A 23,287-nucleotide genomic window follows, 5' to 3' on the forward strand; every position below is an offset into this window, starting at 1 on the left:
TCCACCTCGGTTGATCGGCCTTCACTGGTGATTACAGACGTAAAGTTCCCCACGAACCCCTGCACGCTGCTCACTTCGGAGTTGAGGTGCACGTCGATTTTGGGGTGATTGGTCACCCGTTGCACCAGCTCGTCCACGAATGGCCGTACTGCTTCGCCGTTCCAGGTATGATTGAGTTTTAGAGCGTGCCCGCCCAAAAAACCCTTTTTCTCCACCAGGTCCACTTTATAGCCCTGGTTGGCCAAACCCAACGCGGCCTCCATGCCGGCCACGCCGCCACCCACAATGAGACCGGCTTTGCTGACGGGCAGGTCAAATTCCTGCAAGGGCGGCTGCAGGCTGACGGTGGCCACAGCCATGCGCACCTGGTCTTTGGCTCGACGCGTCGCGGCCTCGGGCTCGTTCATGTGCACCCAGGAGCCCTGATCCCGGATATTGGCCATTTGAAAGAGGTACTTGTTGAGGCCGGCTTCCTTGATGGTCTCCTGGAAGGTGGGTTCATGGGTGCGCGGCGTGCAAGAGGCCACAACCACGCGATTGAGGTTGTGTTCCTTGATGCGCTCCTTGATGAGTTCCTGAGTGTCCTGGGAACAGGCAAACAGGCTGTTCTCCACGAAAGCCACGTGAGGCAGCGTCTTGGCGTAATCCCGCACTCCCTCCACATCGATGACGCTGGCGATATTGATGCCGCAGTGGCAGACAAACACGCCGATGCGGGGTTCTTCCTTGGACACATCCCGCTCGCCGAATACCGGTTTCTTCCTGGCCAGGGAGAACCGGGCGTCAGCCAGCAATTCACCGGCCGCCGCGGCCGCCGCCGAAGCCTCCGTCACCGACTGAGGAATATCCTTGGGGCCCTGGAAGGCGCCACACACATAGATCCCCGGGCGACTGGTGGAAACCGGCGTAAACGACGAAGTCTCGGCAAACCGGTCGGCGTTCAACTCGACGCCCAGGATGCGGCTCAGTTCCATGGCCTCGGGGCCCACTTCCATACCGGTTGACAGCACCAGCAGGTCGAAAGTTTCCACCCTCAGGGTCCCGTCTTCTTCCAGATAGCGGATGCTGACGTCATCGGTGTCCGGCACTGCATCGATGCTATGCACCCGGGAGCGCACAAAGCGTATCCCGTGTTCTGCTTCGGCCCGCCAATAGTATTTCTCAAACTCCTTGCCGTGGGTGCGCATATCCATAAAGAAAATTGCGGCGTCCAAGGGCCCTTTGCTGTGCTCCTTGGCGATCACCGCCTCTTTGATGGCATACATGCAGCACACCGCCGAGCAGTAGCTGTTGTCGCAGTGATTCTGATCCCGGGACCCCACGCATTGGAGCCAGGCGATTTTTGACGGCTCTTTATGATCCGACGGCCTGACCATGTGGCCCTGGAAAGGTCCCGCGGCCGCCAGGATGCGCTCAAACTCCATTCCGGTGATGACATTGGGAAATTTATCGTAATAATAACCGGCATATTTGGCTGGATCATACGGTTTGAAACCGAGGGCTAAAATCACCGCGCCCACCGCTATATCTTTCTCCACATCCACCTGGGAGAAATCTACCGCGCCGGTGGGACAGAACTTTTCGCAGGCCTTGCATTTGCCCCCTTTTTGAAAATAGATACACACATCTTTATCGATGGCATACTTAGGAGGGATAGCCTGGGCATAGGCCATGTACGCGGCCTTGCGGGGGGCCAGGTTCATGTTGAATTCATCGGGTACTTTCTTGGGGCATTTCTCAGCGCACAGACCGCAGGCTATACACTTCTCCATGTCAATATAGCGCGCCATATGGCGCACCTTGACCGAAAAATTGCCAGGGTCGCCACTAATGCCCACGACCTGTGCCGGAGCCATGACTTCGATATTAATATGCCGGCCGACCTCGACCAGCTTGGGCGAGATAATTCACATGGCACAGTCATTGGTGGGGAAGGTCTTGTCAAGCTGCGACATGACCCCACCAATGGCCGGCTTCTCCTCCACCATGTGGACATAGTATCCGGCATTGGCCAGATCCAGCGCGGCCTGCATCCCGGCAATCCCGCCGCCGACCACCATCACTGCGCCGACTGATTGCTTCTTGAGCTCATCAGCACTCATAAGCTTGCACCTGTACCCGTTCGGATCGTTTCAGGAGATTGCCGCCCAAAAGTAAAACCCCATCTCTCGTGCCAAGGCTTTCAGAATTATTGTGATTTATAGTATGAATCATCGCCTGAAAGTCAAGGAAAAGCGGTATTTTCACGATCCTACAGAGTCCTGATTTTCCCTCTTCGCACTTAACTTTAGTGCGTATCATCCTGTTTATAATTATACAGGATTGATTGCATGCCAACAAATAAACTGACCCCGTAGCTCTGCCTCTGTTATGAGCGCTTTTAGTGACCGGGAGCGCCGCGGCGGAGAGTCTCCTGTGGGGCTCCACCCAGAATCTCAAAGGCGGGCAAGCCGTCGGCTCCTGCCTGGCCAAAGGCGGGATAAAGACGATTTTCGATGGTTTTCTTCACTCGGTAAGTGCACTTTATTGTTTAAAGTGATTGTGATATAGTTACAATATCCATCGGAACTTTTAAGGTTTAACGGAGGTCTCTCTGCCCCGAGAGTAAAGGGAAACACCGGACCGAGATTTTTTTCCAGAGCCCATCAATTATATTGACATTTTCCTTTGTGCGCATATATTATGGCCTGGAAAGGAGTTTGGTGGCTTTTTCTCAATATACTCCACTGGGGGGGGAGAAGCCAGGTATCAACTTTAGCGAAAAGGAGGAAGGAGTATGCGGTCTAAAGTGGTGGTTTGGTTGCTGGTGGTAGTGGTAGCCGTGTTTTTCGTGTCTTCTCTTGCCTCAGCGCAGAAACTGGGAAGCGCGAAGCTGCTCTGCGTTTCCAAGAAACAGCTGAAGGGGGACGAAACGGTAGCTTCTTGTTTGGCCAAAGGTGAACGGTTTGCCATCGTTGACCCTTACGGCATTGTGCGGATTCTGTCCCCGGAAGAAATTGAGCTGACCAAGGCTTTCAATCCCAAAGCCTTCGAGACCCGGGCTTTCGGCATGAATTACATTCAGTTGGCTCCGCCTCTGCCGCCCATGCCGGCTCTGACCAAAGAAGCTCCGTAATCTGCTCTGCTGACTGATTTTGTTTACCGATGGCCCCCAAAGCAAGCTTTGGGGGCTTTCTCTTTATACTCATTGCCAAAAGTTTTTTCTTATTAACCCCCTCACCCTACCCTCTCCCACAAGGGGAGAGGAGAATTAGAGGAAAAAACTTTTGGCAAGCGCTATATGCATTGCGAGGTTCTTATGCTTGAAATCACCGACCTCTGGGTGAACATCGAAGACAAAGAAGTACTCAAGGGGGTCAATCTCCATATCCCTGTAGGAGAGACTCATATCCTCTTCGGGAAGAACGGCTCCGGCAAATCCAGCCTCCTCATGTCCATCATGGGTTTCGAGCGCTATCAGGTGAAGCAGGGTCGCATCAGCCTCATGGGCACGGATATCACCCACCTGCCCACTTATGAACGGGCCCGCCTGGGTCTTGGCATTGCCTTTCAGCGCCCGCCCACCATCCGGGGTGTCAAGACCGCTGACATCCTGCGGGTCTGCTCCCGGGGCGCCATCGCTCCAGAGGTTTTGGCCGCGGCCTACGATTTTACCCCGTTTCTGGATCGGGAGGTCAATTACGGCTTTTCCGGGGGCGAACTCAAACGTTCCGAACTTCTACAACTGCTCGCCCAAAATCCCAAAATGGTGCTTTTGGACGAGCCGGAATCAGGCGTGGACCTGGAAAATCTCCAGGTGGTGGGCGAGATCATCGCCAAACTGCTCCAGAAGGAGCGCCGCCGCATGCACCGGGAAAGTTCCGGCCTGATCATCACTCACACCGGCTTCATCATGGATTACATCAATGCCGACCGGGCTTACATCCTGGGCGCCGGCCGTTTGTGCTGCCAGGGCAATCCCCGGGAATTGTTGCATGATATCAAGAACTTTGGTTACGAGGAATGCGCCAAATGTCGCAGATAAAAGAGCGAGCCGAGCAAAGCAGGCATAAGAAGGCGGCCTTTGGGACCGATCTCAAACTCGAGGACTTCTCCCGTCAGGGGGGAAGCTGGGATTACGACCCGGACTACCGGCAGTTTTCTCCGGAGGAGCGCAGCCGCCTCCTCACCACGGGCATCGAACTCACCGATGAGGACCACGCCGGCACCTTCCTCCAGGCCGACAAAACCATTGTCCACTGCCAGACCCGGCAGCCCGGCGTGGAAGTCCTGCCCATTACCGAAGCCGTCAGCCGCCACGACTGGGTCAAGAATCTCCTCTGGAGTCTGGTGGCGGTGGATGCCGATAAATACACCGCCGAGACCGAGTTGGAGTTGGACAACGGCTATTTCATCAGGGCTCTAGAGGGGCAGAAGATCGCCCAACCGGTGGAGTCCTGCCTGTATATTCGCACCGACCGCTTCGCCCAACACGTGCACAACCTGGTGGTGGTGGAAGAAGGGGCCGAACTCCACATCATTACCGGCTGTGCCACCCACCCCGGAGTCCGTTCCGGTCTGCACATCGGCGTCTCGGAATTTTACGTCAAAAAAGGCGGCCAGCTCACCTTTACCATGATCCACAACTGGGGCGAGGACGTCCATGTCCGGCCCCGCACCGCGGTCATGGTGGAGGAAGGCGGCCGCTACATCTCCAACTATATCCTGCTGCGCCCCGTTAAATCGGTGCAGATGTACCCCACCGTCACCTTAAACGGCGAAGGCGCCATGACCCGCCTCCAGTCCATCCTCATTGCCCATCCCGGCTGCGAGTTGGACGTGGGCGGCCGGGTGATCCTCAAGGCCCCCCACACCCGGGCCGAAGTCATCGCCCGCACCCTGGCTATCGGCGGCTACAGCATGGCCCGGGGTCATCTCGTGGGCATGGTGCCGGACATCAAGGCCCACCTGGAGTGCCGGGGCCTCATCATTGGCAACGGGGTGGTCCACGCCATTCCTGAACTTGAAGGCCGCGTGGCCGGGGTGGATATGTCCCACGAAGCCGCAGTTGGCAAGATTGCCGCCGAGGAAGTGGAATACCTCATGGCCCGGGGCCTGGACGAAGAAGAAGCCATCTCCACCATCGTCCGGGGCTTCCTGAACGTCAAAATCGAAGGCCTGCCCTCGGCCCTGGAGGATGAACTGGAGAAGGCCATCCAGGAAACCAACAAGGGCTTGTAAAACCGTTTTCGGTTTTCGGTTTTCGGTGAAAAGATATTACCAGCCATTCTAAAGCCGGTTCTTTCTGTGCCCTGAGAGAGAACCGTTTGGTCGACGCGGCTGTAGGGGCTGACATAAGTGTCCGCCCTTTAGAGGCGCACACTCAGGTGCAACCCATGGCAAACCCGGAACATTTGGAAAAACTTATAGAGGGCGTAGAAGCCTGGAACACCTGGAGAATTGCCAATCCAGGTATTAGCCCCGACCTCAGCGAGGCTAACCTCTTTGAGGCGAACCTCGTGGAGGCGAACCTCCACGGGGCGAACCTCAGCGGGGCGTTTCTCATTAGGGCGTACCTCTTGAAGGCGAACCTCCATGGGGCGGACCTCAGCGGGGCGGACATCTTGAAGGCGAACCTCCACGGGGCGGACCTCAGCGGGGCGATCCTCAAAGGGGCGGTCCTCATGGATGCGAACCTCTACTTGGCGAACCTCAGCGGGGCAGTCCTCAGCGGGGCGGACCTCACCCGGGCTGACCTCCGCGGGGCGGACCTCACCCGGGCTGACCTTTCCGGGGCGGAGCTCAGAAGGGCGAACCTCATGGAGGCGAACCTCAGCGGAGCGGTTCTCAGCGGGGCGGACCTCCGCGAGGCAAGTTTGGTTGAGACAGATTTAGAGAATGCTGACCTCACTGCTTGCAGAATTTATGGCGTTTCGGTCTGGAACGTAAAACTCCAAAATACCAAACAGACGAATCTCGTTATCACTCCTGAAGATGAGCCGGCGATCACGGTGGATAACCTGGAACTGGCTCAATTCATTTATTTACTGCTAAAATACGAAAAACTCCGAGACGTTCTCAACACCGTTACGCAAAGAGGCGTTCTTCTCCTGGGCCGCTTTGGCGATGGCGGGCTTGAACTGCTGCAGGCTATAGCAGATAAGCTAAGAGAATTTAACTATATACCTATTATATTTGATTTTGACAGACCAGAGAGCAGGGATTACACCGAAACCGTCAAAACCTTAGTGGGGCTTTCCAGGTTTGTGATTGTTGAGCTGAGCGGTCCATCTGTTCCTCAGGAACTTTATGCCACAGTTCCGCACTTCAAAATACCTTTTGTGCCAATTATGAGGAAAGGTAGCCGGCATTACGCGATGTTTACCGACCTCCTTGCCTACCCTTGGGTCTTGTCACCCGTTGAATTCGAAAATATGGAAAGCCTGCTTGAGTTGATTCCTGCGAAAATTATTGAGCCAGCAGAGGATAAGGCCAAAGCCAGACAGGATCAGTTGAGTAATCTCTTCAATCGATAGTGAAAGCGTGGGGACAAACCCGAATAAAAAATCCCCCCTGCCCCCTTTAGGAAAGGGGGGTAATGAACCCACATCTCATACGAAAATGCGTTCAAACAGGTAACTTGATAGCCGCAAACTTTACCGTGAAAACCAAATCCCCCTAAATCCCCCTTTTCCAAAGGGGGACTTTAAAAGCCCCCCTTTAAATAAAGGGGGAAGGGAGGGTTTCATCCCTCAGGGGTGGCAGCTTGCGGCCATGTATGTTTAACCTGAATGAGCACAGGCTGGAAAGCCTGTGCTACCGGTGAATTTATATACTCATTTCCAAAAGAGCCGCTTGCAAAAGTCTGCTTGCTTGTCATTCTGAGGAAGCGAAGCGACCGAAGAATCTCAAAAAAGGAGAGGAAAATGCGAGATCCTTCGCTCCGCTCAGGATGACAAAAGGCTTTTTGCAAGAGCCTCAAGGGTCACTTTAATTGTGAAACACACCACTAGAAGAGTAATTTTATCAGCGTAATGGCGATGACGATGCCTGCGACATCAGCCGCAATACACACGGGGACCAGGTATTTGGTCTTCTTGATGCCTACCGACCCGAGATAGACGGCTAACACGTAAAAAGTGGTCTCCGCACTCCCCATAATCACCGCCGCGGCAATACTGCCAAGCGAGTCGGCGCCGGTGGATTTCAGAATCTCCGTAAAGATGCCCAGAGAAGCCGCGTTGGAAAACGGCTTGACTATGGCGATGGAAAACACTTCCGGCGGGATGTGGAGCGGACCGGAGAATATGGAAAAGATTCTCTTGAGAAAATCGTGGGCGCCCGAGGCTTCAAAGGTTTTGACCACAATAAATATCGCCAGAACATAGGGGAAAATCCCCGTGATGATACCGATCCCGTCTTTGGCTCCCGAGACAAAAGAATCATAGACGCGGACCTTTTTGACAAAGCCATAGACTACCGTGAAGAGTACGAATACCGGGATTAAATACTGGCAGAGAAGATTGATAACCTGCATCTTATCCGGCTCTCCTGCTTAATTTCTTGAACAAGAACAAGATGCCCACTGCGGTGGCCGAAGACACGGCTGTCGCGATGAGGGTGGGCAACACAATAATATTCGGGTTATGGGAGCCGTAACTCGCCAGCAAGCCGATAGTCGTAAACGGAATTAGTTGGATACTCGAAGTATTGATGACAATAAAGAGCATCATTTCAAAGGTTATCGTGTCTGGCTTGTCATTGAGCGTCTGGAGGTCTTCCATCGCCCTAATCCCCAGAGGCGTGGCCGCATTGCCCAACCCAAAGAGATTGGCCAGCAGGTTAAGGGTGATGGAGGTTATGGAGGGATGGCCCTTGGGAATGTTCCGGAAAAGCAGGGAAATGCCAACGCCGAAGAAATTGGAGAGTTTATAGATTAAACCGGAATCTTCCAGGATTTTAGTAAGACCCAGCCAGAGGGACACAATGCCCACCAGGTAGAGACAGACTTCCACCGCGGCTTTGCCGGCTTCAAACATGGCTTTGGTGAACTCATCAATCCGGCCGCTTACCGCGGCAAACAAGACGCTGACGCAAATGACCACAAGCCAGATGGTGTTCATCTATTCTCCCTTATCTCGCCTATCTCGCTGCTCTCGCCTTTTCGTAAGGGTGGAACTGCCGGGTCATTCGTCTAAAATCTTCAATAAGTACTGACCATAGCCATTCTTTGCCAGAGGTTCGGCCAGCCGCTGTAATTGCTCACGATCGATAAAGCCCTGCCGGTAAGAAATCTCTTCAATGCAGGCAATCTTCAACCCCTGGCGTTTCTCGATGGTCTCGATGAAGGTGGACGCCTCCAGGAGAGATTCGTGGGTGCCCGTGTCCAGCCAGGCGAACCCCCGGCCCAAGACCTCCACCCGCAGGTCCCCGTTTTTCAGGTAGACCTTATTCACATCGGTAATCTCCAATTCCCCCCGGGCGGAAGGTTTTAGCTGCGCGGCTATGTCCAGCACCTGATTATCATAAAAATAGAGGCCGGCTACGGCAACGTTCGATCGAGGCTTGAGGGGCTTTTCCACAATATCCAGGACCTTACACGCCGCGTCGAATTCAACCACGCCATACCGTTCCGGGTCTTTGACCCAGTAGCCGAACACCAGGCCGCCACGGGTCAGGTGCACGGCTTGTTGCAGGATTTCCTGGAACCCATGCCCGTAAAAAATATTGTCTCCGAGGATGAGACAGACCCGGTCGCCGCCGATGAATTCCTTGCCGATGAGGAAGGCCTGGGCCAGGCCCTCGGGCCGGGGTTGCGCAGCATAACTAAAGCGCAGCCCCAATTGAGCCCCGTCACCCAGGAGGATCTCGTATCTGGGCAAGTCCTCAGGGGTGGAGATGATGAGAATATCCCGGATGCCGGCCATCATGAGGACCGACAGGGGATAATAGATCATGGGCTTATCATAAATGGGCAGGAGTTGTTTGCTGACCACCTTGGTAACCGGATAAAGGCGAGTTCCCGCGCCGCCAGCCAAAATAATTCCCTTCCAACCCGAAGCCGTAAAATCACTGGCTGGCCTTCCAAAAACTTGACAACTATCGGCATGGATCATAGGTGGTGTCTTCCTGATTAGAGATTGCTGCGGCTTATAGCGTTTGCCATAAATTTATGCCGCTGGCTGATTTTTAAATCCCCCTAAATCCCCCTTTTTCAAAGGGGGACTTTATAAGTAATTCCTTATAGTTCTACCCTTTACCAAAGGGGGGTTAGGGGGGATTTGGGGTGTTAAAGTATCTCCTATTACGGAAAAAACTTTTGGCAAACGCTTTAAACCTTGCGCTCCCGGCCGCATACAGATTCTATGCCCATTGACGGTAAAACAAAATCAGAAAATTTTCCCGGGCCCAGGCCGGAGCCCGATATCCCCGGGCGGCCCTTGAGCTCTGAGGGAATTTATGGGTAGTCTTATTCAGCGGTTAATATAACCCTGATAATTCTTTCCTGGTCGTCCGGGGATAGATAGGGAGACATGGGGAGGCTAAAAATCCTTTGGGCCAGGTCTTCGGAAACGGGAAAATCGCCGGGCTGATAGCCCAAATGCTGAAACGCGCCTTGCAGGTGCAAAGGGATAGGATAATAAATTGCGGTGGGGATGCCGGCTTGCCTTAAGCTCTCTTGTATTGCGGCCCGCCGCGGGCTGAGCACGGAATATTGCGCCCACACCGAGGTCCGGTCCGGCGCCACAGAGGGCACCTCAACCACATGGGCCAGGGCCTCGCTATAGCGCTGGGCCACGGCCTGCCGCTGAACGATTTCCCGATCGAAAATATCCAGCTTAGCCAGTAAAATTGCGGCTTGCAACGTATCCAGCCGCCCGTTTAAACCGAGGCGTACATTCTCGTACTTATCCCTTCCCTGGCCGTGGACCCGAATGGAGTGCAGAATCTCCGCGAAGGCGTCGTCATCGGTGAATATGGCCCCGCCATCCCCATAGCAGCCCAAAGGTTTGGCCGGAAAAAAAGACGTGGCCGAAACTTTTGCCAGAGAGCCGGTGCGCCTGCCTTTATAGGTGGCCCCGAAGGACTGGGCCGCGTCTCCCAGCACAAACAGCCCAAGCTGGCTGGCCAATGTATTGATCTTGTCATAGTCCGCGGGTTGGCCAAAAAGGTCCACCGGGATTATCCCTCTGGGACGCAAATGGGAGGTTCGGGGGTCTGTGGCCAGACGGCGTATGCTTTGCTCCAAAGCTTCCGGATCAAGGTTAAAGGTGCGGCTGTCCACATCCACAAAGACTGAGGTCGCGCCCAACAATTGGACAACTTCGGCAGTGGCAATAAAGGTAAAAGGAGTGGTGAAGATGGCGTCGCCCGGACCAACCCCATAGGCCATTAAGGCCATCAGGAGGGCATCGGTTCCGGAAGAACAGGAAAGGGCATGTTTGACCCCCACGTAGGCGGCCAACCGGCTTTCCAACTCCCCCACTTCGGGCCCCATGACGTATTGGCCATGGGACAGAACGGCTTGAATTCTTGCCATCAACACTGGCAAAATCTGGGCCTGCTGGGTTTTTAAGTCAATAAAAGCAATGGGCTTTGGAACGATTTTATTCACTTGAAATCCTATTCTTGTATTTGTTGAAAGACAGAAAGCAGGATAGAATGAGCTCTACTTTGCTTCTGGTCTATGTTGCCGGGAGTGCCGGAGGTACTGGGATTTGATAAATTTCACAAATAATCAACCCTTCTCCTGACACCTTTAAGTAACTGTTGAGATATATATATCTAAATCGTCAAAAAATAGGTAAAAAAAGATGAAGGCCCAGCAGTGCCCGTCACGTTCCCCCTAACAGACAGAAATTACGCTCATTTTAATTAACAATAACTGAGTTCACCTTAAATTAATTTGACATCATTTAATAATCTTGTAATAAATGTTGGGCAAAATATGGTTTACAGGGAATCATTAATCCCGCTATATTGAGACAGGTTCGATGCTATGAATTTGAATCCCCAGTTGGCCGACTGAATGAGGTCTTAGCCACGACAAGGAAGTTCAATGGCACAGGACAAAAAAAATCCCCAAGAGACCCCGGACCTTCAAGAAAAGATGCTGGCGGCATTCGTAGAGAATCTACCCAGCGTGGCCGTCATCAAGGACCTGGAGGGACGCTACATCTTTGTTAACCCGGCCTGGGAGAAGATCTTTCACAAGAGTCGGGAGGAGTGGCTGGGGAAGACCTCTGATCAACTCTGGCCCCCAAAATTGGCCGCAAAATTTAACGAACATGACCAGACTATCCTCCAGACCCGGGAACCATTGCTTACCGTGGGGACCATGCTGCACGACGACGGACCGCATCATTGGGTGTCATACAGATTTCCCATTACCGATGCCTGGGGGCAGATGATGATGGTAGCCATCAATGCCATCGACATCACCGAGCATATCGAAACCAAGACGCGGCTGGAGCATTGGCTGGATTCCAGTCCTACGGTTATCTATACCCGGGAGCCCCGAGGTGATTTTGCCATCACCTACATCAGCAGAAATGTCCAAATGTTGCTGGGCTGGGAGCCCCGGCAATGTTTGGAGGATCCCCAATTTTGGTTCAACTGCATTCATCCCGAGGACCAGCCGCGGGTAATCGAAGCGTTAGCCCTGCCCTGGCCGGAGGACCTTCAGACCCTGGAATATCGAGTCCGGGCCAAAGATGGCGCGTATCACTGGATACACGACTCCTTCAAGATGGTGCGGAACAAAAGCGTCAAACCGGTGGAAATTGCCGGAGCCTGGTTGGATATCACGGAGCGCAAGGTCCTGGAGGCCCAGCTCCTGACAGCTCAAAAGATGGAGGCTGTGGGACGGCTGGCCGGGGGCGTGGCCCATGATTTCAATAATCTCCTGATGGCCATCATGGGGTATGGCGAGCTCATGCGAACCAGTCTCTATCAGGATGACCCCCTCTTTCACTATGTCGAAGATATCCTCAAGGCCACGGATCGGGCGGCAGCCTTGACTCAACAACTGCTGGCCTTTTCCCGCCAACAGATGATCCAACCCCAGATACTCAATCTTAACCGGTTGGTGGCAGACCTGCAAAAGATGGTGCGGCGGCTCCTGGGAGAACACATTGAGTTTGAAATAGTTACCGACCCCGGCCTGGGGATGGTGAAAGCCGACCCGGGACAGATGGGGCAAGTCATCATGAACCTGGCGGTCAACGCCCGGGATGCCATGATCACCGGGGGCCGGCTGACGCTAGAGACTGCGAATATCGAGTTTGCCAGTAATCACGAATGCCGCTTCGATATTCTGCCGCCGGGCCGTTATGTGAGACTGACCCTCAGGGACAACGGGAGTGGTATGGATGAGCAAACCCTGGCCCACATCTTCGAGCCGTTCTTTATGATGAAAGACCCAGGACGAGGTACCGGCCTGGGGCTACCCGTGGTGTACGGGATCATCAGGCAAAATGGCGGCTGCATAGACGTGGAGAGCCGGCCCGGGCAAGGCACGATGTTCACGATCTATCTGCCGCGCAGCGAGGCCGCAGAAGAGGCGACCAGGGACCGGATGCCCCTGCGGGATAAGCTTGAAGGGTCGGAAACCATCCTTATCGTGGAAGATGAAGTAGCGCTGCGGACGTTGCTGAGCCGGTTTTTCCGCCTCTACGGCTATGAAGTCTTGGAAGCTCGCGACGGTGGCGAAGCCTTGTTGGCTTGCCAGCAGCACCAGGGTCCCATCCACATCATGTTGACGGATGTGGTGATGCCCCGGATGAACGGCAGTGAATTGGCCGACCGCCTGACGCCCCTGCATCCCGAAATGCAGGTGTTCTTCATGTCGGGCTACACTGACAGCGACCTGGCCCCCTACGGTGTGCTTGACCCCTCCAAAACCATTATTCCTAAACCTTTCAGGCCGTTGGACCTGGTTAAAAGGGTACGGAAGTTTTTGGACGCCCCCAAAGGAGACCTGGATAATTCTTAGCCGTCAAGCTTTTTGAGGGTCAGGATGGCAACCGGCGCATCGGGCTGCTTTGCCAGGGTAATTCTTGGGGTTGATTCAGAATAAGGGAACCACCAATTTTCCTTATAAATAGGGTTGATTATAATTTTTTTATTTATATTTTATTAGATTATGTTTTTATCCATAGGTTGTGGTAGTATTCAGCCGTTATAAAGGGGAGGAAAGTGCCCGTCCAGGAATCAGTCAAGTTGGTGTCCCAGAGCACTCGATATGGCTGGAAGGCTTCGGCCACCGTGGGTATGGTGCTTGAATGCAACGACCGGGGAGCACTCCTCAAAATCCGGCGCGACGATTTGGGCTTGCTCCATGGGATCGCTCCGGGGATCTCTTTTCACCACTTGGTTGAGCGAGGCAGCCTGGACAAAGCCTTTGCCTTCCTGACCGAGTTGAAACAGTTCGGGTCGGCCTTTGGCTGGGAGTTGCAGGTCTCCCAGGCGTCCCTCCCAACCACCCTGTATGTGGGGGGGATAGTGCAAAATGGCCTGCTGCTGATCTTCGGAAGCCGGACGCGGGGAGGGCTGTTACGTTTTTCCCAGTATTTTATGGATAAAGGCCCGTGTGAGATCGAGGATGAGCCTATCCCGGAGCCCATCCCTCTGGCCCAAATCTTAGATGCACGGGAATTGGTCCTACAGGAACAACTGAGCTGCAAGCAAAACCAGTTGGCTAATCTAAAAAAGGTTCTGGCCAGAAAAAGCGCCCGGCTAAAACAAGTCATCGCCGAACTCAAGGCGGCTCGGGCCGGACTCCATACCTTGCAGAGCATGTTGCCCATCTGCTCGTCCTGTAAGAAGATCCGGGACGAACAGGACAATTGGCAACAGGTTGAAAATTACTTCCAAGACCATACCGGCGTGCAATTCACCCACAGCATTTGCCCTGAGTGCGCCCAAAGTCTTTATCCCGGCCTGAGCCGGGAAAAATAGGACTAGGTCCGACCCTACACTTCACCGTCCATTTTTTCCTCGTTCCCAAACTTTTCTCATTCCCAAGCTCCAGGTTCTTTCTCGTTCAAAGGAAGACCTCAACCTCTTCACGTATTTCTAGCCGCGGTCACGTCAAAGGGAAACAATTATACAAGAAAATATCGGCAAGAGGTTTGAGGCTATGAAACCTGGTCATTCCCATGAATTTTTGTTACCGGAAGCAGACATGGACATCCAAGCATGTGTGTTCGAAGCGGTAAAGACCCTGGCGGCCCCGGAAGAACTGCGCCCCCTACAGGACAATTTCGACTATGATCCCGTTTATCGGGAATGGGGCTTTGACGGCTATTACTTTAAGGGCCCTAAAGCCCTGGTGGACCCCGGGGTGTGGGTGCAGAAAATTTGTGACTGGCTGCAGGTTAATTACCCGGACGGCCCCCATTGGGCCATGAAACAATCGTGATTCTAAGGGCCTGCCTTCCCGAAGCGCCCCTGAGAAATCTGGATAACCATGGAGAGGACTGTTATGCCGAACGAGCCGGAAGCCGTCGCCGTCGCCCGAATCAGTCAAGATTTGAGCGAGATCTTTATCAAGATGATGGGCAAGAGGCCTGACCCCGAGGTGGTGCAGGCCGAAGCCGAAGCCTTTGTGGCTAAATATGGCCCAGCCGCCACCCTTGAGGACCCGTTGGCCTGAACCCTCCCTGGGCAGCCCCGCAAGGCATCAAGCCCATGCTGATTGTGGCTGGAGAAAAACCCGGTAATATTGTGGCGCCGAGCCGATTTAACACAAATTTAACCTTACTATAATTCCGATTTAATTATAGGGGTCGATAATTAGACATAAATAACGGGGGGGGAACATGCTATGACGGATTACTTACATGCCCTGGATGGACGGATGAGGATTAAGATCACCGAGGTCAAAGGCTGCCCGGCGGCAGCCCAAGAGCTTACCCGCTACTTGCTCAGTTCCCACGGGATCGATGAAGTGAACGCCAACCCGATTACTGGTAACGTCCTCATGCTTTACAATCCTCAGCAGATTTCTCAAGAGGGCATTCTCACCCTGCTGCAAGACGCCGGCTATCTCAAGGGAAGCGTCCGGGTCCCGGCAAGTGGGGGAGAAGGGTTGGTTTCAGTACTGGCCAAGGCAGTCATGGAAACCGCACTGCAATCCATGGTTATGGCCCTGATTTAACTGAGTTCTTATGACGTTGGGGTCTATCCCCAGCGAGTCCCGGCAGGCTGTTCGCGTTTTGCCTGATTCAAGGTCAGGGGTGGCATCAAGGCATTAAAGCCCCGGCTGTATCCATCATCTCTATATCTAAACATTCCCACGCCAGGCGGTTTTTCCGCCTTTTTTTCTGTATCATCCCCAGCCTAACTCCTGCCCGGCAGCGCCTAATACCAAGTTGCGCTCATAGAAGTAAAAATAGCTTCGGTTTTGTAGAGGCACACTTGCATGTGCGACCACTCTGAGGGCGGACACATAGGTCCGCCCCTACAAAAACTATAATTACCTGTATGACCGCAACTTGGTATAAGAGCGCACCGCGTTAACTAGCTTGACAGCAAACCCTCCCTTACATTAAGCTGGGCCAATGCCCCGGATCTATGCCATCGCCAATCAAAAAGGGGGGGTAGGCAAGAGCACTACTTGCTCCTGTCTGGCCGCGGCCCTGGCCGAAACCGGCCTGAAGGTGCTCATGGTCGACCTGGACCCTCAGGCCGGTCTGACGGTGAGCCTGGGCCTGGACCCCGAGTCCTTCGAACTCACGAGCTACGATTTCCTGATCCGGCCTGAAAGCCTCCGGATGGAGGACCTCATCAGCGCGACCGGAGCTCAAGGGGTTGACCTGATCCCCGCCAACCTCGATCTGGCCGGGGCGGAAGCCGAACTCATCGGGGAGATCGGCTGGGACCGGACCTTGAAAGAAAACCTGGCGCTGGTCATCAGGCCCTATGATTACATCCTCGTCGACGGCCCTCCCAGCCTGGGGGTGCTCACCACCAACAGCCTGATGGCCGCGCATCAGGTCATGGTGCCGGTCCAGACCGAGTACCTGGCCTTGCGAGGATTAGCCCAACTCCAGAGGATCATCCAGAAAGTCCAGAAAAAGGGCAATCCCGGCCTCCAGGTCAAAATCCTCCGGACCATGCACAGCAGCCGGACGCTCCATTCAACCGAGATTGTGGAAGAACTGAAACAGGCCTTCGGGGCGCAGGTGTATGAGACCGTGATTAAGCGCACCATAAAATTTGCGGAAGCTTCCCGGGCAGGTCAGCCGCTGCTGCAGTTTGCCCGGGAATCCGAAGGGGCCCGAGCTTACCGCCAGTTGGCCCAGGAGGTCTTGGCAGATGCCCAAACGCCCGATAAGTAAAGGCCGGGGAGCCGATATTTTCCTGGGAGCGACAGACCAGCCCATCAAAAAGCGGCGGGCTCCCAAAGGCCAGGGGGCCGACGTTTTTTTGGGACCGGAGATAAGCCCGCCTGAGCCGAAGCGCCCCCCTCTCCTGGCTCCCGCGGCCATGGAGGCGGCCCTGGATCGAGTCCGCCAAACCCTGACCCCCTCTCTTGGCACTGTCGACCGGTCGCACCTGGTCGTGATACTGTGGCTGCGGGTGGCCTTGAAAGAGGCTGGTTTTTAATCAGAAACCCTCGCCTGATCCCCCTCCCCTTCTCCAGTGCAGGCAGGCTTTACCCTGCCGTCGCCCCACCGAAACCGTGCAACCTCGCCCCTTTGGCCAGAGTGACAATAAAAACCTGGTCAGCCGCGTCTAATCTTGGGACAGCCGATTTCTGTGGTAAAATAGGGCCAGCCGCATTGGAGGGGGCCTGGAAGCAGGCAGCCTCGACATTTGCTAAATAAGACGTTCCCCGTCATCAGGAAGCCTATGGATATAACCGCCCGTGAGATCATGGATACCAACTTCTCCACCCTGTCGCCCCGTATGACCATTGCCGAGGCCATGCAGGTTTTTCAAAAAGCCGGGGAAGAGCATAAGCAGATTGTCTTCGGCATGGTGGTCACCGAGACGTCGGGGCAATTAGTTGGCATGCTCTCTATGTATGACATCTTCCTGCTGATCCGGCCCAAGCATATTCACATCTGGGGCGAGATCAAGGACGTGGACGTCTCGGGCATCCTGGATGAAGCTTGCCAACGGTCCAAGTCCATGCTGGTGGGGGATATCATGACCACCGACCTTACCACTATCACCCCGGACACCCACCTGCTCCAGGTCATCGACATCATGATTAAAAAGCATGTTCGCCGGCTGCCGGTCCTGGAGGCCGGCAAGATGGTGGGGATGGTGTACATATCCAGGGTCTTTCAACATCTTCTGGGACGGTTTTCGTAGTTTTCGTATTTTCGTAAGAGCTGAAACCAGGGAGTCAGGACTGCCATGGCTGTGAATGATCGCCAGAATGTCATGAAGGATTTAACGGTCAGGGAGGCCATGCGCCGGCTCACCATTCACCTGGCTGCGGAGGCTTCCCTGGAGAAGGTCATCAGCTATGCCATCAAGTACAAGGTTAATGCCATTCTGGTTACCGACGCCGGCGGCGAGGCCTTGGGGGTGGTCACCAAAACCGATCTCATGGGGGCTTATTATGCCGGACTGCCGCTTTCTACCCCGGCGTCCTCCATCATGGTGGGCCCACCTTTGTTCTGCCACCTGGAAGATTCGCTGGATGCAGCCCTGGATCAGATGCGCACCCACAAAATTCATCGGCTCTATGTCAAAGAAGAGGGGCAAAAGGCTGTGGGGGTCCTGGCCTATCCGGATATCGTGGGTTTACTCTACCGCTATTGCCACCAGTGCGACCGGAACCTGCTGAGGAAAACGGCTGATAGGGAGCACTCTCTGTCCGACCGGTTCCGCCTCCGGGAAGTCATGACCCCGGGCGTCTATGCCCACGATGAGAACGACAGTCTGCTCCAGGTGATGGAAGGGCTGGCGGCCCATAAGTTCGGCGCTCTGCTGATTACCGGGGCGGAAGGCGCACCGGTGGGGGTGATTTCCAAGACCGACCTCATCTTAGCCTATAAGCATGGCACCCCGGCCGAGGTCAGGGCCGAGACCGTGATGACCAGGGGGGTACAGGCCTGCGATGGCGATGACATCCTGGTCAACGCCCTGCGCCGGATGATCTTTTCTGATGTCTCCCGTCTCTTTGTCTATCAAGAAGCGCCCGGCCACATTGTGGGCGTGTTTTCTCTGTCCGACGCCGCCCGGCTCCGCTCGGGGACGTGCCGGGCCTGTGTCAGCAGCCGCATTCGCCCCCAGTAGGCTGACCGAAACGGCTATTTCTTGCCCTTGATTTTATCCCACGCCTCGATTTCCGCTTTGGCCCGTTCCCGGTGGTAATAAGTATCGGTCTTTTGTTGCTGACTGAGCAGGGCGATGGAGTAGAGAGAGAGTTCCCCTTCGCGTTCGAGGTCGCTATATTTGAGGGACATGCGCGTTTTAACTCCATTGTAGTAGAATTCCTGGACATCCAACTGTTGCAGGACTCTCGATCTCTGGCCTTGTCCGAACCTGGAAAAACAATAATCCTTTAAGATTTGAAATTGCCGCTCACCTTTGACTGTAATGATAACCCCGCAAAACTTGCCATTCCAAAACTCGTAGACGACATCATCGAGTTTGACGGTCACCATTTGTAAATCTTCCTTAATTTTCTTATAGTAGGTGAAGGGTCCGACGATGGCGATCACTTCCATGGTGTGGAGCGGGTCCAGGGTGGCGATGTCCGTTTGCCACTTGAGGCCCCGGAAGCCATCCGGCTCAGAACCGGGTTTAAAGGTGTAATTGTAGGAAAACATCTGTTCCGGGGCCGCCGGGGCCTGACCCGACCCAAAGACCAGGGCCATGAGCAACGTCATTCCTAAAAGGATGGCCTTTTTCAGCATTCTTATAGTTCCCTCCTGAAACCAGCGTTGACCGGGGTTCTTACCGGGCTCGGTTGCCATTCTCTGACCCGGTTCACCGGGGAGATTCAGGTGGGGTGCATTGTATACGATAGCGAACCCCAAAGCCAGCGAGTTTTTGCGCAGGCCGCCAGCCACCTCGTTTTTGCGGCGCCGGCAAAATCTTGCATCAATTAGGAGATAGACCGATGCTTGATTTACGCAGCATTGATTATTCGGCCCTGGACGTGCCCGAGGTTTTATTGCGCCTGTTTCACCCCCGGCCCGAATCACGCCTCAGCGCTGCCTCGACTGCATTCCAAGACCTCTTGATCCCGGTGGCAGATAACGTGCTCGTGGGGGCCAGCTTGCACATGGGAGAACTGGCCGCCCCTACCCTGCTCTTTTTCCACGGCAACGGCGAAATCGTGGCGGATTATGACGAACTGGCGCCCTTCTACCTGCGCTTAGGAGTCAATTTTATTCCCGTGGATTATCGAGGTTACGGCCGGTCCACCGGCTCTCCCATGGTGAGCGCCATGATGCAGGACTGCCATAGGGTCTTCGCATACTTTCGGGATTGGCTGCCGGAGCAGGGATACACGGGGCCTCTGATCGTCATGGGCCGCTCCCTGGGGAGCGCCTCAGTTTTAGAGCTCGCGGCCAGCTATCCGGACCAGGTGGCGGGTCTGATCGTAGAAAGCGGCTTTGCCTTTGCCGGGCCCCTGCTGCAACTTCTGGGCGTCAACCTCGGGGCTATCGGCTTTCAGGAGAAAGCGGGGTTTCGCAACGTGGACAAGATCAAATCTTATCCCGGTCCCACCCTGATCATCCACGCGGAGCACGACCATATTATTCCATTCAGCGACGGCCAGGCCTTGTTTAACGCCAGCCGCGCCCAGGACAAGACCCTGCTCAAAATCCCCAATGCCAATCACAACGACATCCTCTTGCAAGGTTTTAGCGAATATATGGCAGCCATAAAAAACCTGGCGGATAAGATTCGTAACGCCTGAGAGACCACTCCAGGCCCTGACCAATAACCCTGGCGCCATGCCGGCCTCAGTTCAGTGGAGAATTGCGCCAGAGATGGCAGAAATCCTGGTCGGAGTCGGCGCAGACCCGCGGTACCGTTAGCCTCAAGGATATCGGGGTGATAAGCGTGGTGATGAAGGCCATGAGGATGAGGATGGTGAATTGGGCTTCGGTGAGCAAAGGCGAACCGATCATCCCATTGGCCAGGAGGACGGAGCTCAACAGGAGGATCTCTTTGGCGACGATGAGCGCCACCTCGCCCCGCCCATTCATGCCCAGGCCGATGACCAGGGCTTCCCGCCAACTCCGCCGGAAAAACAGGACTGGCAGTCCGCAACCCACCACCTTGCCGAAGATGGCCACCCCCACCACCGCGGCCAGAAGGAACCAGTCATGGGCCGGGAGATCGAGGGTGACCTCAAACGACAGACTCACGAAGAATATCGGTCCCAGGAAGCCATAAATAATATTGAAGAAACGGTCATGCAGCTTGTGATAAAGTTCTGGTTCGATCACTTCCTGGCGGACGAACTGCCCGGCCAGGAAGGCCCCGATGATGATGTGGAGGCCCACCATTTCTGCCAGGTAACCCATGATCAACGCTATCAACAGCGCGAAGGTAAACCCTTTGGCCTCCCGATCCTTGATACGTCGAGTGAGCGGGGGCAGCACGAACTGGCCCACCAGGATGGTACAGCCGAAAAAGGCCGCCACTTTGCCAATCATTATCAGGAGGCTGAAGGGGTCTACGGAGCCGGTTTTGGCCAGGTTGGTAAGCACTGAAAATGTTACCAGGGCCAGGATGTCGTCCACGATAGCTGCCCCGATGATGATATGGCCCACCTTGGAATGGTGGATCTCCAATTCCTGGAGGACCCGGGTCTGCACCGCAATGGCCGTGATTGACAGTCCCATGCCGATAATGAGCGCTTGGAAGGTGGTGGCTCCGTACAGGACAGCCACGCCATATCCCACCGCAAAGGGCAGGATGAAGCCCCCCACCGCCACTGCCAGGGAAATCCAGAATTGTTCCAGAAGCTTGCGAGGGTCCATCTCCATGCCGGAGTAAAACATCAGGAAGAAAACGCCCAGATCCGCCAGAATGGTCAAACCTTCATGGGGCTGGACCCAACCCAGGAGGGGCGGCCCCAGGAGCAGGCCACCCAACAACTCTCCCAAGAGCCGGGGCAGGCGCAGCCGCTGGAAGAGGTCCCCCAGCAGCCAGGCCACCAGCAAGATCAAGATGATATCGATGATTAGCTTGGTTTCCATAGTCTCGATCAGCCGGTGGCGGTCATCCCGATAGATTCCCGGGTCTTACTCTTTTTCGCCCTTGCCGCGCTCCAACTCAAAGGGCCAATGGGTCACGCCGCCATCCATGAACTTCACGTTCTTAAAGCCCAGACCCTCCAGGATTTTTTCCGCTTCATAGCCCCTTAGGCTCTGCTGGCAGAAAGGGATATACAACTTGTCTTTGGGCAACGTGTGGGCTTTGTCCCGGAGGCGGGCCAGGGGCATGGCAAAGGCTTTCGGATGCTTGAGGCGCTCGCGCTTGAACTCACCCGGGGTGCGAACGTCCAGGAGCATGAAATCTTCACCCCGGTCAGTGAGGGCCTGGACTTCCAGGGGTGAAACGCTCTGGGCCACGCCGGTGAGCTTGTTTTGCATCACCTGGGCGGCATTGACCAACAGGTCGATGGCCACGGAATATGGGGGCGAATACCCCAGGTTGAATTGGGTGAAATCTTCCACCGTTGCCCCCAGGGTGATGGCCGCGGCGGCCACATCCAGGCGCTTGGCGCCGTCCCCAGGTCCCACCACCTGGAGCCCCAACACTATGCCGGTGACCTGGTCAGCCACCATTTTAAGACCCACGAACTGCGCGTCGGGGAGGTAATGGGCGTGGTCCAGGCCCGGAACCAGGACGGTCGCAACCTCGAAGCCGGCCTGTTTGGCCGCGGCCTCGGTCAAGCCCGTAGCGCCCACGGTATAGTCAAAGACCCTAGCCACCGCGGTTCCCACCATGCCCTGATAGGCCAAGTGGCCGCCAGTGAGGTTGGTGCCGATAATCCGCCCTTGGATGTTGGCTTGTTGTCCGGATGATACTACCACCGGCCGGTTGAGGAGGCGATGGTAGGTTTCGGCGCAATCGCCGCCGGCATAGATGTCCGGGTCCGAGGTGCGCTGTTCCCGGTCCACCTGGATGGCCCCGGTCTCCCCGATGGCCAGGCCCGCGGCCCGGGCCAACTCCACGTTGGGCCGCACCCCCACCGCCACCACCGCCAGTTCCGCGGGGAACTCGCCCTTGGAGGTATAGACCCGGTTCAGGTGGCCGTCCTCGTCACTGCCGAGACTGGTGGCCGCCTCCCCGGTGAGCACCTTAACTCCTTTACTTTCCAGGTGTCTTTTTAACAGCGCCCCCATCTCGAAGTCCAGCAAGCCGGGGAAGACTTGGTCCATAGCTTCGACCACCGTGACCTCCACACCCCAGTCCACCAGGGCTTCGGCCACTTCCAGGCCGATGGCGCCGGCTCCGATCAGGGCGGCGCGCCGAGGTTTGTGCTCCTCCAACGCGGCCATGATGGCCAGGCCGTCCCGGGGCTGGCGGATCACGAAGACGTTTTCCACATCGATCCCCGGCACTTTCGGCCGGACCGGCAGCGCGCCGGTGGCCAGCACCAGCTTGTCGTACGGATAGGTTTCCTCCTGGGAAGTAGCCAGGTCCCGGACTTTGACTGCTTTGGCGGCGCGGTCAATGGCCAGCACTTCTTTGCCGGTGAGGAAGTTGATGTCCTTCACCTTGCGGAAATATTCCACATCCCGCATCACCCCCACAGGTGAGGCCAACAGATGCTTGACGTCCGGGATTTCGCCGGAAATCAGGAAGGGCAAGCCACAAGCGGAGTAAGAGATGTAATCGCCTTTCTCCAGGATGGTGATGGAAGCCTGGGGATCTAAGCGCCGGGCTCTCGCGGCGGCTTTGGGGCCCGCGGCCACACCGCCCACTATCACAATTTTCAAGGGATCTGCCATGGTAACGGCCTCCGATAATGCTTCAGGACCACGGGGGAGTTTAGCAGCCTGCCCCACCCCTGAGGTCTGGTCTTAGTTAGCTCTCATCTGAAAACGTTTAAAGATGCAACCGGCCTTCAAAGTCCCCCTTTGGTAAAGGGGGGGATTTTAAAGGCGTTTCCGGATGAAAACTAGTTAGGCGAATTATTCAAATATAAGGCGAGATCGGCGGGAGTTCCAGGGTAAAGCTCAGTTAAAGGAATTTTAGCCCGTTCGCAGCTTCATGAAACTCACAAGCAAGGGATGAGTGGATCGGGGGGGCACACAAGCGCTGGACACTATTCATAGGCAAAGGCCGGAGCAGCATTGACCCTGCCCACTGT

Annotated in this window: 23 protein-coding genes; 14 read left to right on the top strand and 9 right to left on the bottom strand. The window is 55.3% G+C overall.

From position 1 onward, the window contains the following. A partial coding sequence (locus WC600_14635) for an FAD-dependent oxidoreductase (protein MFA4903967.1) occupies nt 1–1,856 on the bottom strand: 1,856 nt, incomplete at its 3' end. A gap of 51 nt (nt 1,857–1,907) precedes the next feature. After that, nucleotides 1,908–2,102: an FAD-dependent oxidoreductase gene (locus tag WC600_14640; protein ID MFA4903968.1), complete on the bottom strand. Its 195-nt coding sequence runs from the start codon at nt 2,100–2,102 to the stop codon at nt 1,908–1,910. Nucleotides 2,103–2,776: 674 nt separating this feature from the next. Here WC600_14640 and WC600_14645 point away from each other — a divergent pair. The 4 genes from WC600_14645 to WC600_14660 all read left to right on the top strand — a co-directional run bounded on the left by WC600_14645 (nt 2,777) and on the right by WC600_14660 (nt 6,515). Continuing rightward, nucleotides 2,777–3,115, top strand: a complete 339-nt coding sequence (locus WC600_14645) for a succinylglutamate desuccinylase (protein MFA4903969.1) — start codon at nt 2,777–2,779, stop codon at nt 3,113–3,115. A 183-nt stretch (nt 3,116–3,298) separates the two neighbouring features. Next, nucleotides 3,299–4,024, top strand: coding sequence for an ABC transporter ATP-binding protein (locus WC600_14650; protein ID MFA4903970.1), 726 nt, complete (start codon nt 3,299–3,301; stop codon nt 4,022–4,024). Continuing rightward, nucleotides 4,012–5,220 (top strand): SufD family Fe-S cluster assembly protein, encoded by a 1,209-nt coding sequence (locus tag WC600_14655; GenBank protein ID MFA4903971.1) that lies wholly within the window; start codon nt 4,012–4,014, stop codon nt 5,218–5,220. The genes WC600_14650 and WC600_14655 overlap by 13 nt, the downstream gene beginning before the upstream one ends. A gap of 155 nt (nt 5,221–5,375) precedes the next feature. Further along, nucleotides 5,376–6,515 carry a pentapeptide repeat-containing protein gene (locus WC600_14660; protein MFA4903972.1) on the top strand — a complete coding sequence of 380 codons (1,140 nt, stop codon included), beginning with the start codon at nt 5,376–5,378 and terminating at the stop codon, nt 6,513–6,515. A 473-nt stretch (nt 6,516–6,988) separates the two neighbouring features. On the opposite strand, the gene WC600_14665 is transcribed toward WC600_14660, so the two are convergent. From WC600_14665 to WC600_14680, 4 genes are all read right to left on the bottom strand, one after another. Next, entirely contained in the window at nt 6,989–7,516 is a 528-nt protein-coding gene (locus tag WC600_14665) for a nucleoside recognition domain-containing protein (GenBank protein MFA4903973.1), read from the bottom strand. A 1-nt stretch (nt 7,517) separates the two neighbouring features. Next, nucleotides 7,518–8,102 carry a nucleoside recognition domain-containing protein gene (locus WC600_14670; GenBank protein ID MFA4903974.1) on the bottom strand — a complete coding sequence of 195 codons (585 nt, stop codon included), beginning with the start codon at nt 8,100–8,102 and terminating at the stop codon, nt 7,518–7,520. A 63-nt stretch (nt 8,103–8,165) separates the two neighbouring features. Next, nucleotides 8,166–9,095, bottom strand: a complete 930-nt coding sequence (gene rfbA / locus WC600_14675; GenBank protein ID MFA4903975.1) for a glucose-1-phosphate thymidylyltransferase RfbA — start codon at nt 9,093–9,095, stop codon at nt 8,166–8,168. Nucleotides 9,096–9,448: 353 nt separating this feature from the next. Further along, a complete protein-coding gene (locus WC600_14680) occupies nt 9,449–10,594 on the bottom strand; it encodes a DegT/DnrJ/EryC1/StrS family aminotransferase (protein MFA4903976.1) in 1,146 nt (381 codons plus the stop codon). Between the two features lie 444 nt (nt 10,595–11,038). Here WC600_14680 and WC600_14685 point away from each other — a divergent pair, with 444 nt between their 5' ends. From WC600_14685 to WC600_14725, 9 genes are all read left to right on the top strand, one after another. Continuing rightward, the gene (locus WC600_14685; GenBank protein MFA4903977.1) at nt 11,039–12,973 is read left to right on the top strand and encodes a PAS domain S-box protein; all 1,935 of its coding nucleotides are present in this window, start codon (nt 11,039–11,041) and stop codon (nt 12,971–12,973) included. A 203-nt stretch (nt 12,974–13,176) separates the two neighbouring features. Then, complete coding sequence (locus WC600_14690) at nt 13,177–13,938, top strand: hypothetical protein (GenBank protein ID MFA4903978.1); 762 nt, start codon at nt 13,177–13,179, stop codon at nt 13,936–13,938. Between the two features lie 226 nt (nt 13,939–14,164). Further along, nucleotides 14,165–14,401, top strand: coding sequence for a hypothetical protein (locus tag WC600_14695; GenBank protein ID MFA4903979.1), 237 nt, complete (start codon nt 14,165–14,167; stop codon nt 14,399–14,401). 63 nt (nt 14,402–14,464) lie between these two features. Further along, entirely contained in the window at nt 14,465–14,635 is a 171-nt protein-coding gene (locus WC600_14700) for a hypothetical protein (protein MFA4903980.1), read from the top strand. A gap of 171 nt (nt 14,636–14,806) precedes the next feature. Next, nucleotides 14,807–15,139: an HMA2 domain-containing protein gene (locus WC600_14705; GenBank protein ID MFA4903981.1), complete on the top strand. Its 333-nt coding sequence runs from the start codon at nt 14,807–14,809 to the stop codon at nt 15,137–15,139. A gap of 403 nt (nt 15,140–15,542) precedes the next feature. Next, complete coding sequence (locus WC600_14710; GenBank protein ID MFA4903982.1) at nt 15,543–16,322, top strand: ParA family protein; 780 nt, start codon at nt 15,543–15,545, stop codon at nt 16,320–16,322. Next, the gene (locus WC600_14715; protein ID MFA4903983.1) at nt 16,300–16,590 is read left to right on the top strand and encodes a hypothetical protein; all 291 of its coding nucleotides are present in this window, start codon (nt 16,300–16,302) and stop codon (nt 16,588–16,590) included. The genes WC600_14710 and WC600_14715 overlap by 23 nt, the downstream gene beginning before the upstream one ends. 246 nt (nt 16,591–16,836) lie before the next feature. After that, the gene (locus tag WC600_14720) at nt 16,837–17,304 is read left to right on the top strand and encodes a CBS domain-containing protein (protein MFA4903984.1); all 468 of its coding nucleotides are present in this window, start codon (nt 16,837–16,839) and stop codon (nt 17,302–17,304) included. Between the two features lie 45 nt (nt 17,305–17,349). Next, nucleotides 17,350–18,237, top strand: a complete 888-nt coding sequence (locus tag WC600_14725; GenBank protein MFA4903985.1) for a CBS domain-containing protein — start codon at nt 17,350–17,352, stop codon at nt 18,235–18,237. A 14-nt stretch (nt 18,238–18,251) separates the two neighbouring features. Here WC600_14725 and WC600_14730 read toward each other — a convergent pair whose 3' ends face one another. Continuing rightward, nucleotides 18,252–18,860: a hypothetical protein gene (locus WC600_14730; protein MFA4903986.1), complete on the bottom strand. Its 609-nt coding sequence runs from the start codon at nt 18,858–18,860 to the stop codon at nt 18,252–18,254. Nucleotides 18,861–19,066: 206 nt separating this feature from the next. Between WC600_14730 and WC600_14735 the strand changes: the two genes are divergently transcribed. Next, nucleotides 19,067–19,873 carry an alpha/beta fold hydrolase gene (locus tag WC600_14735; GenBank protein MFA4903987.1) on the top strand — a complete coding sequence of 269 codons (807 nt, stop codon included), beginning with the start codon at nt 19,067–19,069 and terminating at the stop codon, nt 19,871–19,873. A gap of 46 nt (nt 19,874–19,919) precedes the next feature. On the opposite strand, the gene WC600_14740 is transcribed toward WC600_14735, so the two are convergent. Then, nucleotides 19,920–21,164 (bottom strand): cation:proton antiporter, encoded by a 1,245-nt coding sequence (locus tag WC600_14740; protein ID MFA4903988.1) that lies wholly within the window; start codon nt 21,162–21,164, stop codon nt 19,920–19,922. A gap of 45 nt (nt 21,165–21,209) precedes the next feature. Further along, nucleotides 21,210–22,925, bottom strand: a complete 1,716-nt coding sequence (locus WC600_14745; GenBank protein ID MFA4903989.1) for an FAD-dependent oxidoreductase — start codon at nt 22,923–22,925, stop codon at nt 21,210–21,212. Nucleotides 22,926–23,287: the final 362 nt, after the last annotated feature.

This window comes from Desulfobaccales bacterium, assembly GCA_041648175.1.
Classification (GTDB): domain Bacteria; phylum Desulfobacterota; class Desulfobaccia; order Desulfobaccales; family 0-14-0-80-60-11; genus 0-14-0-80-60-11.